This is a genomic window from Streptomyces xinghaiensis S187, assembly GCF_000220705.2.
In the GTDB taxonomy this organism is placed as follows: Bacteria; Actinomycetota; Actinomycetes; order Streptomycetales; family Streptomycetaceae; genus Streptomyces; species Streptomyces xinghaiensis.
Window position 1 is genome coordinate 3370065 of sequence record NZ_CP023202.1, and the last position, 14388, is coordinate 3384452.

Below are 14388 nucleotides of genomic sequence, written 5' to 3' on the forward strand. Positions count from 1 at the left end.
TGCTCGGGCCGCAGGTGGAAGGCTTGGTGTGCGACCATGCGAGCCTCGGCACGGGAAGGAGCTGGATCATGGTCGACCGGTTCACGGACGGACTCCTGACGCCCACGGAAACGTCCTCCTACCTTGAGATCCCGCAGTCGACCCTCAAGTCGTGGCTCAAGGGCCAGGCCGCCGGAGCGCCCCTCGTCCACCAGGTGGAACCCGTACGGACGGGGCAGCCATCGGTACCGTTCATCGCCGTCGCCGAGGCACACGTACTCCGTTCTCTGCGCTCCCTGGGCCTGCGGATGAGCGAGATCAGGGAAGCCGCAGCCGCCGTGCGAGATGCCTTCGACACTCCTTACGGCCTTGTTTCGAAGCGGATCGCCACGGATGGCGTGGACATCTTCGTGGAGCACGGATTCGGGGATCTTCGCCGGGCCAGAGATGGTCAAGCACCGATCCAGGAGGTGGTCTCCGACTACCTTCGCTATCTGACCTGGCAGCCGGACGACGACTTCCCCTCCAGTCTGCGGCTGAGGCAGTACCCGGACTCCGTGCCGGTCCTGATCGATCCCCGGTTCGGGCACGGCCGCCCCGTCGTGGCCTCCAACCGCGTCCCGGTGAAGGCCATCACCGATCTCTGGGAGGCCGGGGAGACCGTCGAGGACATCGCATACGACTTCGACATGACGCCGGAACAGGTCGACGCCCTGTGCCATGCAGTGGTGCGCCTTGCCGCCTGAGTTCTTCCTCGACCGGAACCTCGGCCGCCGTGTCGCCGAAGGGCTGAGGTCCTGCGGGTGGATCGTTCACCGGATCGGCGAGGTCTTCCCGGATGACGGGCAGGACGTTCCCGACGAGGAGTGGATCACCCACGGGCTCGACCGGTCCTGGGTGCCGCTGTCGAAGGACGGACGGATCAAGACCCGGGATCTGGAGATCGAGCCCGTCCTGGAGCGCGAGGCGGTGCTGTTCTACCTGGACAACCAGCAGCTTCGCAGCAACGAGATGGTCGAACGGCTCGTCGCGCGCCGCGATGCGATCCACCGGGCCGTCGAGAAGGGCGGCCCTGCGGCTTACGCGGTGCGGCACGACCGCATCGAACGCACGTGGCCCTGACGGGCGGTCGGGGCTGCCCGCCTCTCACGCTCAAGGACTCAAGTCCAGAATGCGGACCGGCTGCTCCTTCCGCAGGTGCGTCCGGGACGCTGCGGTCGGCGGTCCTGCCATCGGCGGCAGGTGTCAAGGCGCTTCAGGCAGCGCCGCGTTCGCCGGCGGGCCGGCGGCGGAGGCCCGGCTGCTGGAGGGCCGGCGGCACGTAGGCCTGGTCGAGCGGGCCGACATCGGTGCCCGGCGGGACGATCTCGTCGATCCGGTCGAGGAGGTCGTCGGTGAGCGTCACGTCGAGGCCGGCGAGCAGGTCGTCGAGATGGTTCATCGTGCGCGGTCCGACGAGCGCGCTCGTCACGCCGGGATGGGCGATGGCGAAGGCCATGGCGAGGTGGGTGAGCGGCAGGCTGGCCTCCTCGGCGAGGGAGGTGAACCGCTCGACGGCGTCGACACGGCGCTCGTCGGACATGTGCCGGAAGAGGCCGGCGCGGCGGAGTTCGTTCGGCCCGCCCTTGCGGACGCGCCCCGTGAGCAGGCCCTGCCCGAGCGGGCCCCACACCAGCGTCCCCACGCCGTGGCGCTGGGCGACCGGCAGCACCTCGCGTTCGATACCGCGGTCGAGCAGCGAGTACGGCGGCTGCTCCGTGTGGAAGCGCGCCAGACCGCGCCGCTCGGCGACCCACTGGGCGTCCAGGATGCCGGACGCCGGCATTGTGGACGTCCCGATCGCCCGGACCTTTCCGCTGCGGATCAGGTCGGTGAGCGCGGAGAGCGTCTCCTCGATGTCCGTGGTGGGGTCCGGCCGCTGGATCTGGTAGAGGTCGATGTGGTCGGTCCGCAGACGGCGCAGCGAGTTCTCGACCGCGGTCATGATCCAGCGCCGTGAGGCCCCCTGGTGATTGGGGTCGTCCCCCATCGGCCGGCTCACCTTGGTGGCGAGGACGACACCGTCCCGCCGGCCCTGCAGTGCCTTGCCGACGACCTCCTCCGAGTCGCCGTAGGCGTCGGCGGTGTCGATGAGGTTGATACCCGCGTCCAGCGCCTTGTGGATGATGCGCGCCGAGTCGCCGGGGTCGGGGTTGCCGAAGGACGTGGCGAACATCAGTGCGCCGAGCCCGTAAGGGCTGACCTTGATACCGGTTCGCCCGAGTGTGCGGTACTGCATACGGAACAGTCCTTTGCTCGCTGGGAAGTTCGCTGGGAAGGGGGAGTGCACGGCAGCGCCGGCAGACCTCGCGGAGGCGGACGAACTGCCGTGCGGACGGCATCGGTCCGCCGCGCCGGGCTCCAGCGTGCGGCGGTGCGGGCGGCGGCGGGAGAGACGTCCTTGTCCGGGGACGGGCGGTCCCTGGCTGCGCCCGGCGGGCCGGGGCACAGTGGGTGCGTGGACAGAACCGAACTGGCCGACTTCCTGCGCCACTGCCGTGCCCGGCTCGCCCCTGCCGACGTGGGCCTGCCGCAGGGCGCGCGGCGCCGCACACCGGGGCTGCGCCGCGAGGAGGTGGCGCAGCTGGCGGGTATGTCCACCGATCACTACACGCGGCTGGAGCAGGCCAGGGGCTCACGCCCGTCCCGCCAGATGCTCGCCGCCGTCGCCCGCGCGCTGCGGTTGACCGGCGACGAACGCGACCACCTCTTCCACCTAGCCGGCGAGGAGCCCTCGCGCCACCGGCCGGTCACCGAGCACGTCCGCCCCGGCCTGCTGCTCGTCCTCGACCGGCTGACGGACACGCCCGCCCAGGTGGTGAGCGACCGCGGCGACGTCCTCGCGCAGAACGCGATGGCCAGGGCGCTCCACGGTGACGTCTCCGCCCGCCCGGCAGCGGAACGCAACATCGTCTGGCGCTACTTCACGGACCCGTCCGCGCGGGAGCTCTTCCCGGCCGAGGACCGCGACCGTGCCGGTCGCGCGGCGGTGGCGGACCTGCGCGCCACCCTGGCCCGCCGCCCGGACGACGCCCGGCTGGCCGGGCTCGTACGCCGACTCCGTGCCCGCAGCGAGGAGTTCTCGGCGCTGTGGGACGCCCACCACGTCGCCGTGCGCCGCACCGACGTCAAGCGCTTCCTGCACCCGGTCGTCGGCTTGCTGGAGCTGGACTGCGAGGTCCTGCTGAGTCCGGAGCACGACCAACGGCTGATCGTCTACACCGCCCGTCCGGGCAGCAGGTCCCAGGAACGGCTCGAACTGCTGCGCGTGGTCGGCCTTCAGGACCTCAACCAGGGCTCCGTGGCGGGCGGGGGCAGCGGCCTGCCCGCCTAGGTTCGCGGCGGGCAGCGCGGATCACCGGTCGGCCCGGCACGGCGCCCGGCTCATCGGGAAGCGGCGGCGCAGCGGCGGGCCAGGCGCGCGAAGGCGTCGGTGAGTTCCGCGGGGCCCACGACCTCGAAGTCGGCGTCGAACCTGGCGAAGGCGGTGGCGAGAGCCGGCCAGGACCAGGAGCCCAGGACCAGCCGGCAGCGGTGCGGCCCCAGATCCTCGACGGTTCCGTCGTGGACGTACGGGGCCACCTCGGCGGCGGGCAGGTCCAGGATCACCTCGCCTCGGAAGGGCCAGCCGTGGCCGTCTGGGGTGCTGGAGCCGCCTGGGCTGTCGGAGCTCCCGTGGTCGCCGGGGCCGGCGGGGTTCTCCGAGCCCCGGAATCCGGCGGTGACGAAGGCGGCCACGTCACCGCCGGGCAGTTCGCGCGGGGTGAAGCGGGGGCCGGTGGGGGTGCGCGGGGCGATGCGGTCGGCGCGGAAGGTGCGCCAGTCCTCGCGGTCCAGGTCCCAGGCGACGAGGTACCAGCGCCCGCCCCAGGTGATCAGGTGGTGGGGCTCGGCCCGGCGCGGTGAGGGAGCGCCGGTGCTGCCGTCGGCGTCCGGTGCGGACGGGGAAGCGGCCCGGTGGCGGGGCAGTGGCCGGCCGCGGGGCGGCAGCGGCGCGCACTGGGCGAAATGCTGGTCCCGGCCCTGGTGCCCGCCGCGCAGATCCCGCCGCGGGGGCTGTGGCGCACCAGGGCCGGCGTACGCCACGTCCTGCTGTCCGCCTGGCTCGGCCGTGAGATTCCCCCGCCCGCCCCGGACGGCACCGACCCCGTCGGCCGGGCCCTCGTACGGCGCTACCTGGCCGCGTACGGGCCCGCCACCTCGGCCGATCTGCGCGCCTGGTGCGGCCTCGCCGGACTGCCCGCGGCGATCGCCGCGATACGCGAAGAGCTGGTCACCTTCCGCGACGAGCGCGGCCGGGAACTCCTCGACCTGCCCGACGCTCCCCGCCCCGATCCCGGCACCCCCGCCCCCGTCCGGTTCCTGCCCGCTTTCGACAACGCTGTCCTCGGCTATCAGTACCGCGGCAGGATCATCGACGACGCCCACCGCGGCCTGTCGGTCGCCGGCGAGCGCGTCGTCCTGGTCGACGGCCGGGTCAGCGCGACGTGGACCACCGACCGGGACGCCACCGTCACCATCACCCCGCTGCGCCGCCTCAGGCGCACGGAACGCTCCGGCGTGGCCGAAGAGGGCCGGGCACTGGCTTTGTTCCTCTCCGACCAGGACAGCGACCGCGTGGAGATCACCGAGAATCCCTGATCCGCCTCCCCGGCCGGTCGGGAAGCCCGTCGGCTCACCGCTCGTGCCGAAGCGCCCTCGCCGAGTGCCTTCGCCACGTATGCTTCCCGCGTCTTCCCACCCGTGATCGCCAAGGCCGGAGTCCGTCATGACCGCAAGCCGGTTGTCCGCAGTGCCGTTGCTCCTCTCCGCCGTGGCCGCCGGCGTGCTGCTCACCAGCTGCTCGGCCTCGGCCTCGGTCGAGACCGGCAAATCGGCACCGGAACTGTCCGCGGAGAAACTGGCTGCCACGGTCGCAGAGAAGCTCGCCGCGACGACCGGCCAGCCGGAGCCGCGTGTCGACTGTCCCGAAAACCTGGCCGGAAAGGTCGGCACAACCACTCGGTGCATGCTCACAGCGGACGACGGCAGCACCCTGGGGGTATCGGTCAAGGTGACCTCGGTCGAAGGAGACCAGATCAACTTCGACATCAAGGCCGATGACACGGCGTCCCCGGCCACGAACTGATCAACTCGCCGCTCGGTGACCGGGGCTTCAGCCGACACCCTGCGCGGTCAGTCCTCGGCGAGGAGGCGTTCCACCGTTTCGACCTTGCTGGTGAGGCCGTTCGTGACGCCCTCGCGGATGTCGGCCTTGAGGACGAGGCTGACGCGGCCCGCGCGGGCCTCGACCGCCTGGACGGCGCGCTTCACCACGTCCATCACTTCATCCCACTCACCTTCGACGCTGGTGAACATCGCGTCGGTGCGGTTCGGCAGGCCGCTCTCCCGTACGACGCGTACGGCCTCGGCCACGTCCTCGCCGACGTCCTCGCCGGATCCGATCGGCGTCACGGAGAACGCGACGATCATCCTTGGTCACTCCCTCGGCTGTCGGTTGTCGTGGAGCTGCTGGTCCGATCATGCCCGCGCGGGCGGCGCCCCCTCACAGCCGGGTGGCGCGGAGTGAGTAGAGCAGGGGGACGAGGGGGCGGTCGGCGGGGCGGCGGGGGCCGGGTCGGCGGGGTTCCAGGGAGCCGAAGCGCTGGAAGCGGGTGATGTCGTGCTCGTGGAGGAAGTCGACGCGCAGGCCCGCCTCGGCGACGGCGGTGACGACCTCGCCCATCGGGTGGCGGACGGCCTGGGTGTCGAAGTCCGGGTGGCTGTCCGGTGTGTCGTCGAACGGGTCGCGGCTGAAGTGGTCGCGTACTATCCGGGCGCCCATCTCGTCGTCGAGGACGCCGGTGAGCGGGTGGAACTCGGTGAGGTGGAGGAAGCCGCCCGGGGCGACCAGGGCCGCCGCGGTCTCGGCCCAGCGCCGCAGGTCGGGGAGGCGGGAGAGGGTTCCGGCGCCGGTGTGGACGATGTCGTACGCGGGGTCCGGCACGGCCTGCGCCGCGTCGTAGAGGGGGGCGGTGACGAAGGCGGCGCGGTCCGGGCCGAGGCCCAGGTCGGCGGCGAGTTCCCGGGCGGCCTCCACGGCGGCCTCGGAGCTGTCGAGGCCGACGACGTGCCGGGCTCCCTGCCGCGCCCAGGAGAGCGTGTCCAGGCCGCTGCGGCAGCGCAGGTGCAGCAGCGTTCTGCCGGTGACGTCCCCCACCCCGGACGCCTCGATCTCGCGGATCGTGTCCTGTCCGTGCCGGAAGGCGTCGAGGTCGTCGGAGTCCTCCGGCTCGGGCCAGTCGTCGGGGGCGGCGCGTCTCGCATGCATGCCGGGCACGTTATCCACAGGCGGCGGACCGCACCAGCGGCTTGTCGTACGCCTCCCGCAGAATGGGGGCATGACCGACGAGACCTCTGCCCGCTCCTCCGCCCTGCCCGCGTCCGCCGCCACCGGGGCCGCCGCGCCCTCCGGGCCCGGTGTGCCCGACTGGGAGCTGCGGTTCCGGGCCCCGCGGGTCGGCCTCCCCGAGTGGGCGGAGGACGCCCCGGACCGCTCGCTGTTCGTCTCGAACGCCACGGGCGTCTTCGAGCTGTACGCCTGGGACCGCTCGACGGGCGCGCAGCGCCAGGTCACGGACCGGCCGAACGGCACGACGGACGGCGTGCTGAGCCCGGACGGCCGGTGGATCTGGTGGTTCCGCGACACGGACGGGGACGAGTTCGGCGTCTGGATGCGGCAGCCGTTCGAGGGCGGGGAGGACGCACCGGCGGTGCCCGGCCTCGACCCCTCGTACCCGGCGGGGCTGGCCCTGGGCCGGGACGGCACGGCGGTCGTCGGCCGGTCGGTGGACGAGTCCGCGGACGGCGAGGGGGAGGGGGGTTCGTCCCTTCACGTGGTGCGGCCCGGCGGTGAGCCGGTGGAGATCTACCGGCATCCGGAGTCCGCGGGGGTGGGCGATCTGTCGTACGACAGCTCCCTGATCGCCATTGAGCACACCGAGCACGGCGACGCCATGCACTCGGCTATCCGCGTCGTCACGCTCGACGGCAAGACGGTCGCCGAGCTGGACGACACCAAGGGCGGCTCCGAGGAGCTCGGGCTGATGGTGATGGGCTTCGCGCCGGTGGCCGGCGACTCCCGGCTGCTGGTCGGGCACCAGCGCGGCGGGCGCTGGGAGCCGATGATCTGGGACCCGGTCTCCGGCGAGGAGACCGCCCTCGCCATCGACCTTCCCGGGGACATCGGCGCGGGTTGGTCCCCCGACGGCTCGGCCCTGCTGGTCGAACACAGCCATCAGGCCCGCGGCGAGCTGTGGTGGTACGACCTCGCCGGCCGCGAGCTGTCCCGGATCGACACGCCCGCCGGTACGGTCTCCGGCGCGACGGCGCGGCCGGACGGCACCGTGGAGTTCCTGTGGTCCTCGGCGGCGCAGCCGCCCGAGATCCGCTCGACCACGGGCCGGGTCGTCCTCGATCCGCCGGGAGCGAAGGCGCCGGGCTCGGTGCCGGTCACCGACGCCTGGGTGGAGGGGCCGGGCGGCCGGGTGCACGCGCTGGTGCAGAAGCCGGCCGGCGAGGGGCCTTATCCCTGCGTCTTCGACATCCACGGTGGGCCCACCTGGCACGACAGCGACGCCTTCGCCTCCGGCACGGCCGCCTGGGTCGACCACGGCTTCGCCGTCGTCCGCGTCAACTACCGCGGTTCCACCGGCTACGGCCGGGAGTGGACCGACGCTCTCAAGCACCGCGTCGGGCTGATCGAGCTGGAGGACATCGCGGCCGTCCGGGAGTGGGCCGTGGAGTCGGGGCTCGCCGACCCGGAGCGGCTGGTGCTGTCCGGCGGTTCCTGGGGCGGCTATCTGACCCTGCTCGGTCTGGGCACCCAGCCGGAGTCGTGGTCGCTGGGGCTGGCGGCGGTGCCGGTCGCGGACTACGTCACGGCGTACCACGACGAGATGGAGGCCCTCAAGGCGATGGACCGGACGCTCCTCGGCGGGACGCCGGAGGAGGTCCCGGAGCGGTTCGAGGCCTCCTCGCCGCTGACCTACGTCGACGCGGTGCGGGTCCCGGTCTACATCTCGGCCGGGGTGAACGACCCGCGCTGCCCGATACGCCAGGTGGAGAACTACGTCCGCCGCCTGGAACAGCGCGGCGTGCCGCACGAGGTCTACCGCTACGACGCCGGGCACGGATCGCTCGTGGTGGAGGAGCGGATCAAGCAGCTGCGGATGGAGATCGACTTCGTGCGGCGGCACCTGGGGGTGTGACCCCGGCGCCGGGGCGGCGGCGTGGCTCCGGGCGGGGCGTGCGGGTCAGGCTTCCGCTCCGGTGCGCCCGCCGCCGCTCCGGCCGGTGGCCGTCCCCGCCGGTGGCGGAAGCGCGGGTTCGTCCGCAGACGCGGAATTGTCCGGGGCGGCGGTCTCCGTGGGCTCCTCCGACACGGCCGTCCCGGCCGTCCCGGCGGAGGGCGCGGCTTCTCCGGCCGGCACCGTTCCGGCGGACGGAGCGAGTGCGGTGGCCGGGCCGCCCGCCGCGGCCGGGACCAGGCCGAGGGCCAGGTCGCGCTGGGTCTCCACCTCGCGGCGGAACAGGCGGAACCACATGAAGAGCACGAAGCCGGCGAAGACGAACCACTCACCGGTGTAGCCGAGGTTCTGGAACGCCTTGAGGTCGAGCCCGGTGTTCTGGGCGACGGCCGGGGGCACCGGGCGCAGCCCGTCGCTGCCCTCGGTCAGGGTGATCCAGGCGTTGTGCACGTCGTCCGGCACCACATTGACGAGCGCGGCGGCGCTGATGATGCCGATCTGCCCCTCGGGCAGGCCGCCGGCGCGCGCTCCCTCGGACCTCCGGTTCTCCGGGGCCTGGAGCGCGCCGACGACCCTGACCTCGCCCTCCGGCGGCGCCGGTGCGTCCGCGGTGTTCGCGTCGCCGGGCAGCCAGCCCCGGACGACCGGCAGGGCGGGACCGTCACCGGTACGCAGCAGGGTCAGGACGTAGAAGCCGTCCCGGCCGTCCAGCCGGCGTTCCGGGACGAGCAGTTGGGTGCCGTAGGTGCCGGTCGCCTCGGCGATCCGGCCGGTGGTCCGCTGGGTGACCGGCAGCAGCTCGGCCAGCGGCTCGGCGGTCTGCCGCGCCGTGGACTCCGCGCTCTGCTGCTGCTCCCGGTGCGAGTCGGCGCGCGCCTCGAACCGGCCGAGCTGCCAGCTGCCCATGAAGAGGCAGAAGGGAATGGCGAGTGCGGCGAAGACATTGATCCCCCACCATCGGGGAGTCAGCAGAAACCGGTACACACACCCACGGTACGGGGAGACGGCCGCGGAGCGGATGCCGGGGTGTGCGGGGCCCCGGCCCGTCCCCGGACGCACCGACTCCGTCCGGCGGGGACGGCGGCCGGAGCGCGACCGGGGTTCAGCCGGCGATGACGCCGGTGCGGTAGACCGTTCCCGCGCAGACATTGCCGATCGTCACCGTGGACGCGGCCGGTTCACCCGCCTCGGGAATGTGCGTGAGCAGCACGCTCCCGCTCGGCGGCGGCTCCTCCTCCGTCGACGCGCCCATGGTCTGGTTGCCGCCGTCGGACATGGTGCCGTCTCCGCTCGGGCTGTCGGAGGTCTCCGGTTCCGGGGACGTGCCCGGGGTCGGGCACCCTCCGGGACCACCCTGGGCCGGCACCCAGGCGAATCTGACCTCGTACGCCTGACCGGGTTCGAGGATGAGCTTCTGCGTGTCCGCTGCCGGGTCCGGCAGGCCGGTGGCCGCGTCGCCGAGCGTGTGGTCGACGACCTGGATGTTCTCGGCCGTGCCCTGCGGTGCGGCGGTCACCAGCCCGGGACCGGAGACGGTGCAGGTGGTGTCGGAGACGTTGACGAGACGGAAGCTGCCGTAGATCTTGCTCTCGGAGTCCGGTTCGCCCTTGACCGCCGTTCCGCTGCCGAGCTGGGTGCGTTCACAGCTGGGCGAACTGGCGGCCATGCCCTGGGAGGGGGTGGCGCCCGCGCTCGCGCCGCTGCCGTTCCGCTGCCGGTCGTGCTCGCTCTTCCCGCCGTTCCCGGTGTCCTGGCCGCCCTCCTTCTCCGCGGCCTTGCCGGGCTTGCGCTCATCGGCCTCGCCGGCCCCGGAGTCGTCACCGCCGGTTCCGTCGGCGCCGCCCTGGGTCCGCTGGCTGCTGGCCGCGTTGGCCCGCTGGTCCTCATCGGTCGTGCCGGAGTCCGCGACCCGGAGCAGGCCCGGCACGGCGGTGCCGACGAGGAGTACGGCCGCGACGGCACCGACCAGCGCCTGCCGCTTGCGCGCACGGCGGGCCGGTACGGCGTGCCGCAGGTGATCCAGGGAGTCGCGGGACGGTTCGATGTCCTCCACGACGGTCCGCAGCAGCCGCCGCAGCGCCTCCTCGTCCATGGCCGAGTCCGGCCCGGCGGCGTCCGGGCCGCCTGACTTCTCCGGCCGGCCGGACGGCTCCGGGCGATCGCCCCGGGGGCCGGTGTCCTCCGGGGACTCCGGTTCCGCCCCGCTCTCCGGCGCTCCCGACGCTCCGGTCGCTCCGGTCCCCCCGGTCGCTCTCAGGGCTTTCAGCAATCCCTCGACACCGGATCCACCGGATTCCTCCGCGGGCCCGTCCGTGCGGTCAGCGCTCTCCGGCGAGCCCGAGGGTTCCGGCTCTTCGGGGCGCGGCGAATCATGGGAACGGTCCGGCCTCTCGGGGCCGTCCGCTCCATGCTGCAGATCTGTCATGCCGGGGCCTCCATGGCGACGCGCAGCGCCGCGATCCCCCGTGATCCGTATGCCTTGACCGAGCCGAGCGATATGCCGAGCGTGTCCGCGACCTGCGCTTCGGTCATGTCCGCGAAGTAGCGCAGGACGAGGACCTCGCGCTGCCGGCGCTGCAGCCCCCGCATGGCGCGGATGAGCTGGTCCCGCTCGAGTTGTTCGTAGGCGCCTTCCTCGGCGCTCGCCATGTCGGGCATGGGCTTGGAGAGCAGCTTGAGCCCGAGGATGCGGCGGCGCAGGGCCGAGCGCGAGAGGTTGACGACCGTCTACCGCAGGTACGCGAGGGTCTTCTCCGGATCGCGGACACGGTTGCGGGCGGAGTGCACCCGGATGAAGGCTTCCTGGACGACGTCCTCGCACGAGGCGGTGTCGTCGAGCAGCAGTGCGGCGAGACCGAGCAGGGAGCGGTAGTGCGCGCGGTAGGTCTCGGTGAGGTAGTCGACTGTGGTGCCCGCTGCCGTCACGTCGTCAGCGCCCTCGCGCTGGTTCGGGATGCGGGCGGGCCGCGCTGCGGGCATCGGGGCGATCACCGGCATCCCGCCGAGCGTGCGCGAACGGGGCGGGCGCAGAACCGCCGCGCCGCCCCCAGGGGTTGATGCCATACCGAATGCCTCTGCCACGCCTGTTGGACACGCGACCCCCCGTCAGGGTTGTACGCGCGCCCCGCCACGTTTGCCGATGCATCGAATGCCCTCATGTGCACAGTTCATCCCCCAATGCCCCATTGAGTTGAGCGACTTCGAGGGACTGCTGCAAAGACGCTCCCCGCCCGGCCGCGGTTGCGGCAGGCGGGGAGCGCATCGTCGAACAGAACAATGATCCAGTTCAAGCGCCCTTGATCATCGTTACGATCACAAAGCCTTCACAGAACCCGCAAAGCGTCCACATCTTATCGCCCGGGTCAACCTTGTCGACCGGTTTCCGTCCGCTGAGCGGGCACGGCGTCCCGTGCCTTCGTACCCCCCAGCGTCCGGGGCGGCGTCCGCGTCACACCGCGGTCGCGTCACACCGCGGCCGTGAGCTCCGCGGCGACCACCTCGGCGATCTGGGCGGTGTTGAGCGCCGCCCCCTTGCGGAGGTTGTCGCCGCAGACGAACAGCTCCAGCGCGTGGGGGTCGTCCATGGACCGGCGCACCCGGCCGACCCAGGTCGGGTCGGTGCCCACGACATCGGCCGGGGTGGGGAACTCCCCCGCGGCCGGGTTGTCGTAGAGCACCACACCGGGGGCGGCGGCAAGGATCTCGTGCGCCTGGGCGACGGTGACCTCGTTCTCGAAGCGCGCGTGGACGGTCAGGGAGTGCGTGGTGACGACGGGCACCCGGACGCAGGTCGCGGTGACCCGCAGATCCGGCAGGCCGAGGATCTTCCGGGACTCGTTGCGGACCTTCAGCTCCTCAGACGTCCAGCCGTCCTCCTTGAGCGAGCCGGCGAACGGCACCACGTTGAAGGCGATCGGCGCCGGGTACGGGCCGAGGTCGCCGACCACGCGGCGGACGTCGCCCGGCTGGGTGCCCAGCTCCGTCCCCGCGATCTTGCCGATCTGCTCGCGCAGCGTGTCGACGCCCTCCTTGCCCGAGCCGGAGACGGCCTGGTACGAGGAGACGATCAGCTCGCTGAGGCCGAACTCGGCGTGCAGCGCGCCCATCGCGACGATCATCGACAGCGTGGTGCAGTTGGGGTTGGAGATGATGCCGCGCGGACGGATCCGGGCGGCGTGCGGGTTGACCTCGGGGACGACCAGCGGCACGTCCGGGTCCATCCGGAAGGCGCCGGAGTTGTCGACGGCGACCGCGCCCTTGGCGGCGGCGACCGGCGCCCACTGCGCGGACACCTCGTCGGGCACGTCGAACATCGCGACGTCGACGCCCTCGAACGCCTCTTCGCTCAGCGCGACGACCTCGACCTCCTCACCGCGCACGGTGAGCTTCTTCCCCGCCGAGCGCGGCGAGGCGATCAGCCGGATCTCGCCCCAGACGTCCTTGCGCTCGGAGAGGATGCCGAGCATGACCGTGCCCACGGCACCGGTCGCCCCGACGACGGCGAGGGTCGGCTTGCGGCCGGCCCCGCCGCCGGCGCCTGTGCCGGTTCCTGTGCCGGCGGCGCTCATCGGCCGGTCCCTCCGTAGACGACGGCCTCGTCGCTGTCGCTGTCCAGGCCGAAGGCGGTGTGCACGGCGCGCACGGCCTCGTTGACCTCGTCGGCGCGGATGACCACGGAGATGCGGATCTCGGAGGTGGAGATCAGCTCGATGTTGACCCCGGCCTTGGAGAGCGCCTCGAAGTAGGTCGCGGTGACGCCCGGGTTGGTCTTCATGCCGGCGCCGACCAGCGACACCTTCGCGACCTGGTCGTCGTAGCGCAGGGACTGGAAGCCGACGGCGTCCTTGGTCCGCTCCAGCGCCGAGATGGCCTTCTTGCCGTCCGTCATCGGCAGCGTGAAGGTGATGTCGGTGAGGCCGGTGGTGGCCGCCGACACGTTCTGCACGACCATGTCGATGTTGATCTCGGCGTCCGAGATCGCCCGGAAGATCTTGGCGGCCTCGCCCGGCTTGTCGGGCACCCCGACGACCGTGACCTTCGCCTCGGACGTGTCGTGCGCGACACCGGAAATGAGTGCCTGCTCCATCGGCTGGTCCCCTCGCGGTTCGTTGCTGACCCAGGTTCCCTGCAGTCCGGAGAAAGAGGACCGCACGTGGATCGGGATGTTGTATCGGCGTGCGTACTCGACGCAGCGGTGCAGGAGCACCTTGGAGCCGGAGCTCGCCAGCTCCAGCATGTCCTCGGACGCGATCCAGTCGATCTTCCGGGCCTTCTTGACGACCCGCGGGTCGGCGGTGAAGACGCCGTCGACGTCCGTGTAGATCTCGCACACCTCGGCGTCGAGCGCCGCGGCGAGGGCGACGGCGGTGGTGTCGGAACCACCGCGGCCGAGGGTGGTGATGTCCTTCTTGTCCGCGGAGACGCCCTGGAAACCGGCCACGATGGCGACGTTGCCCTCGTCCACCGAACTGCGGATCCGGCCGGGCGTGACGTCGATGATCCGGGCCTTGTTGTGGACCGAGTCGGTGATGACACCGGCCTGGCTGCCCGTGAAGGACTGCGCCTCGTGGCCCAGGTTTTTGATCGCCATCGCCAGCAGGGCCATGGAGATCCGCTCTCCGGCGGTCAGCAGCATGTCGAACTCGCGCCCCGAGGGCATCGGGGACACCTCTTCCGCGAGTTCGATCAGCTCGTCCGTCGTATCGCCCATCGCGGACACCACGACGACCACTTGGTGGCCGTTCTTCTTGGCTTCCACGACCCTCTTGGCGACGCGCTTGATGCCCTCGGCATCGGCGACGGAGGAGCCGCCGTACTTCTGTACGACAAGGCCCACGGTGCGCTCCTCGCAACTCTTGTCTTCCGGGGGCCCCGCGGCGAAGCGGAACCCTGCGGTCGGCTCAGTTTATCGAGCGGGCGAAAACGGACGCCCGGGTTTCACCCACTGAGACACCGTCTCAGAACATGATCACCGGGCGGGCGTCCCCACCCGCTCCAGCGACGACCCCTGCCCGGTTTCCGGCACCCCACACGGGAAGGAGACGCAGCTCACGTACTGAGACGGCGCGTAACGGGATGCTCA

12 protein-coding genes and 3 pseudogenes are annotated in these 14388 nt (G+C 72.1%); 6 read left to right on the top strand and 9 right to left on the bottom strand.

The genetic code is table 11. From position 1 onward, the window contains the following. The first annotated feature begins 68 nt into the window (after nt 1-68). Nucleotides 69-725, top strand: coding sequence for a DUF433 domain-containing protein (locus tag SXIN_RS14400; protein ID WP_039820419.1), 657 nt, complete (start codon nt 69-71; stop codon nt 723-725). Beyond that, a complete protein-coding gene (locus tag SXIN_RS14405) occupies nt 715-1101 on the top strand; it encodes a PIN-like domain-containing protein (protein ID WP_019707511.1) in 387 nt (128 codons plus the stop codon). The genes SXIN_RS14400 and SXIN_RS14405 overlap by 11 nt, the downstream gene beginning before the upstream one ends. Nucleotides 1102-1234: 133 nt before the next feature. Here SXIN_RS14405 and SXIN_RS14410 read toward each other — a convergent pair whose 3' ends face one another. Then, the gene (locus tag SXIN_RS14410; protein ID WP_019707510.1) at nt 1235-2257 is read right to left on the bottom strand and encodes an aldo/keto reductase; all 1023 of its coding nucleotides are present in this window, start codon (nt 2255-2257) and stop codon (nt 1235-1237) included. 219 nt (nt 2258-2476) lie between these two features. Here SXIN_RS14410 and SXIN_RS14415 point away from each other — a divergent pair, with 219 nt between their 5' ends. Then, entirely contained in the window at nt 2477-3352 is an 876-nt protein-coding gene (locus SXIN_RS14415; RefSeq protein ID WP_019707509.1) for a helix-turn-helix transcriptional regulator, read from the top strand. 50 nt (nt 3353-3402) lie between these two features. On the opposite strand, the pseudogene SXIN_RS14420 reads toward SXIN_RS14415, so the two are convergent. Continuing rightward, nucleotides 3403-3957 (bottom strand): annotated as a pseudogene (locus SXIN_RS14420) (helix-turn-helix transcriptional regulator); the annotation flags it as partial. Between the two features lie 18 nt (nt 3958-3975). Between SXIN_RS14420 and SXIN_RS14425 the strand changes: the two are divergent. Next, nucleotides 3976-4659 (top strand): annotated as a pseudogene (locus SXIN_RS14425) (DNA glycosylase AlkZ-like family protein); the annotation flags it as partial. 127 nt (nt 4660-4786) lie between these two features. Beyond that, nucleotides 4787-5146: a DUF4333 domain-containing protein gene (locus SXIN_RS14430; protein WP_039820404.1), complete on the top strand. Its 360-nt coding sequence runs from the start codon at nt 4787-4789 to the stop codon at nt 5144-5146. A gap of 47 nt (nt 5147-5193) precedes the next feature. Here the strand turns inward: SXIN_RS14430 and SXIN_RS14435 are convergent, their stop codons facing one another. After that, nucleotides 5194-5490 carry an MTH1187 family thiamine-binding protein gene (locus SXIN_RS14435; RefSeq protein ID WP_019707505.1) on the bottom strand — a complete coding sequence of 99 codons (297 nt, stop codon included), beginning with the start codon at nt 5488-5490 and terminating at the stop codon, nt 5194-5196. 73 nt (nt 5491-5563) lie between these two features. Then, nucleotides 5564-6328, bottom strand: a complete 765-nt coding sequence (locus tag SXIN_RS14440; protein WP_019707504.1) for a class I SAM-dependent methyltransferase — start codon at nt 6326-6328, stop codon at nt 5564-5566. 70 nt (nt 6329-6398) lie between these two features. Here SXIN_RS14440 and SXIN_RS14445 point away from each other — a divergent pair, with 70 nt between their 5' ends. Then, nucleotides 6399-8267: a S9 family peptidase gene (locus tag SXIN_RS14445; protein WP_019707503.1), complete on the top strand. Its 1869-nt coding sequence runs from the start codon at nt 6399-6401 to the stop codon at nt 8265-8267. Between the two features lie 45 nt (nt 8268-8312). Here SXIN_RS14445 and SXIN_RS14450 read toward each other — a convergent pair whose 3' ends face one another. The 5 genes and pseudogenes from SXIN_RS14450 to SXIN_RS14470 all read right to left on the bottom strand — a co-directional run bounded on the left by SXIN_RS14450 (nt 8313) and on the right by SXIN_RS14470 (nt 14142). Continuing rightward, the gene (locus SXIN_RS14450) at nt 8313-9290 is read right to left on the bottom strand and encodes an SURF1 family protein (RefSeq protein ID WP_095758046.1); all 978 of its coding nucleotides are present in this window, start codon (nt 9288-9290) and stop codon (nt 8313-8315) included. Between the two features lie 118 nt (nt 9291-9408). Beyond that, nucleotides 9409-10398 (bottom strand): hypothetical protein, encoded by a 990-nt coding sequence (locus SXIN_RS14455; protein WP_157916290.1) that lies wholly within the window; start codon nt 10396-10398, stop codon nt 9409-9411. 329 nt (nt 10399-10727) lie between these two features. After that, nucleotides 10728-11303: pseudogene (locus tag SXIN_RS14460) on the bottom strand (SigE family RNA polymerase sigma factor). A 467-nt stretch (nt 11304-11770) separates the two neighbouring features. Continuing rightward, nucleotides 11771-12874 carry an aspartate-semialdehyde dehydrogenase gene (locus SXIN_RS14465; RefSeq protein ID WP_019707499.1) on the bottom strand — a complete coding sequence of 368 codons (1104 nt, stop codon included), beginning with the start codon at nt 12872-12874 and terminating at the stop codon, nt 11771-11773. Beyond that, nucleotides 12871-14142 carry an aspartate kinase gene (locus tag SXIN_RS14470; RefSeq protein WP_019707498.1) on the bottom strand — a complete coding sequence of 424 codons (1272 nt, stop codon included), beginning with the start codon at nt 14140-14142 and terminating at the stop codon, nt 12871-12873. The genes SXIN_RS14465 and SXIN_RS14470 overlap by 4 nt, the downstream gene beginning before the upstream one ends. Nucleotides 14143-14388: the final 246 nt, after the last annotated feature.

What these genes read in the sequence shown, in the direction of transcription:
- SXIN_RS14465 (WP_019707499.1), bottom strand. Translation starts at nt 12,874, where the DNA reads ATGAGCGCCGCCGGCACAGGAACCGGCACAGGCGCCGGCGGCGGGGCC.
- SXIN_RS14445 (WP_019707503.1), top strand. Translation starts at nt 6,399, where the DNA reads ATGACCGACGAGACCTCTGCCCGCTCCTCCGCCCTGCCCGCGTCCGCC.
- SXIN_RS14455 (WP_157916290.1), bottom strand. Translation starts at nt 10,398, where the DNA reads ATGGACGAGGAGGCGCTGCGGCGGCTGCTGCGGACCGTCGTGGAGGAC.
- SXIN_RS14440 (WP_019707504.1), bottom strand. Translation starts at nt 6,328, where the DNA reads ATGCATGCGAGACGCGCCGCCCCCGACGACTGGCCCGAGCCGGAGGAC.
- SXIN_RS14410 (WP_019707510.1), bottom strand. Translation starts at nt 2,257, where the DNA reads ATGCAGTACCGCACACTCGGGCGAACCGGTATCAAGGTCAGCCCTTAC.
- SXIN_RS14430 (WP_039820404.1), top strand. Translation starts at nt 4,787, where the DNA reads ATGACCGCAAGCCGGTTGTCCGCAGTGCCGTTGCTCCTCTCCGCCGTG.
- SXIN_RS14435 (WP_019707505.1), bottom strand. Translation starts at nt 5,490, where the DNA reads ATGATCGTCGCGTTCTCCGTGACGCCGATCGGATCCGGCGAGGACGTC.
- SXIN_RS14400 (WP_039820419.1), top strand. Translation starts at nt 69, where the DNA reads ATGGTCGACCGGTTCACGGACGGACTCCTGACGCCCACGGAAACGTCC.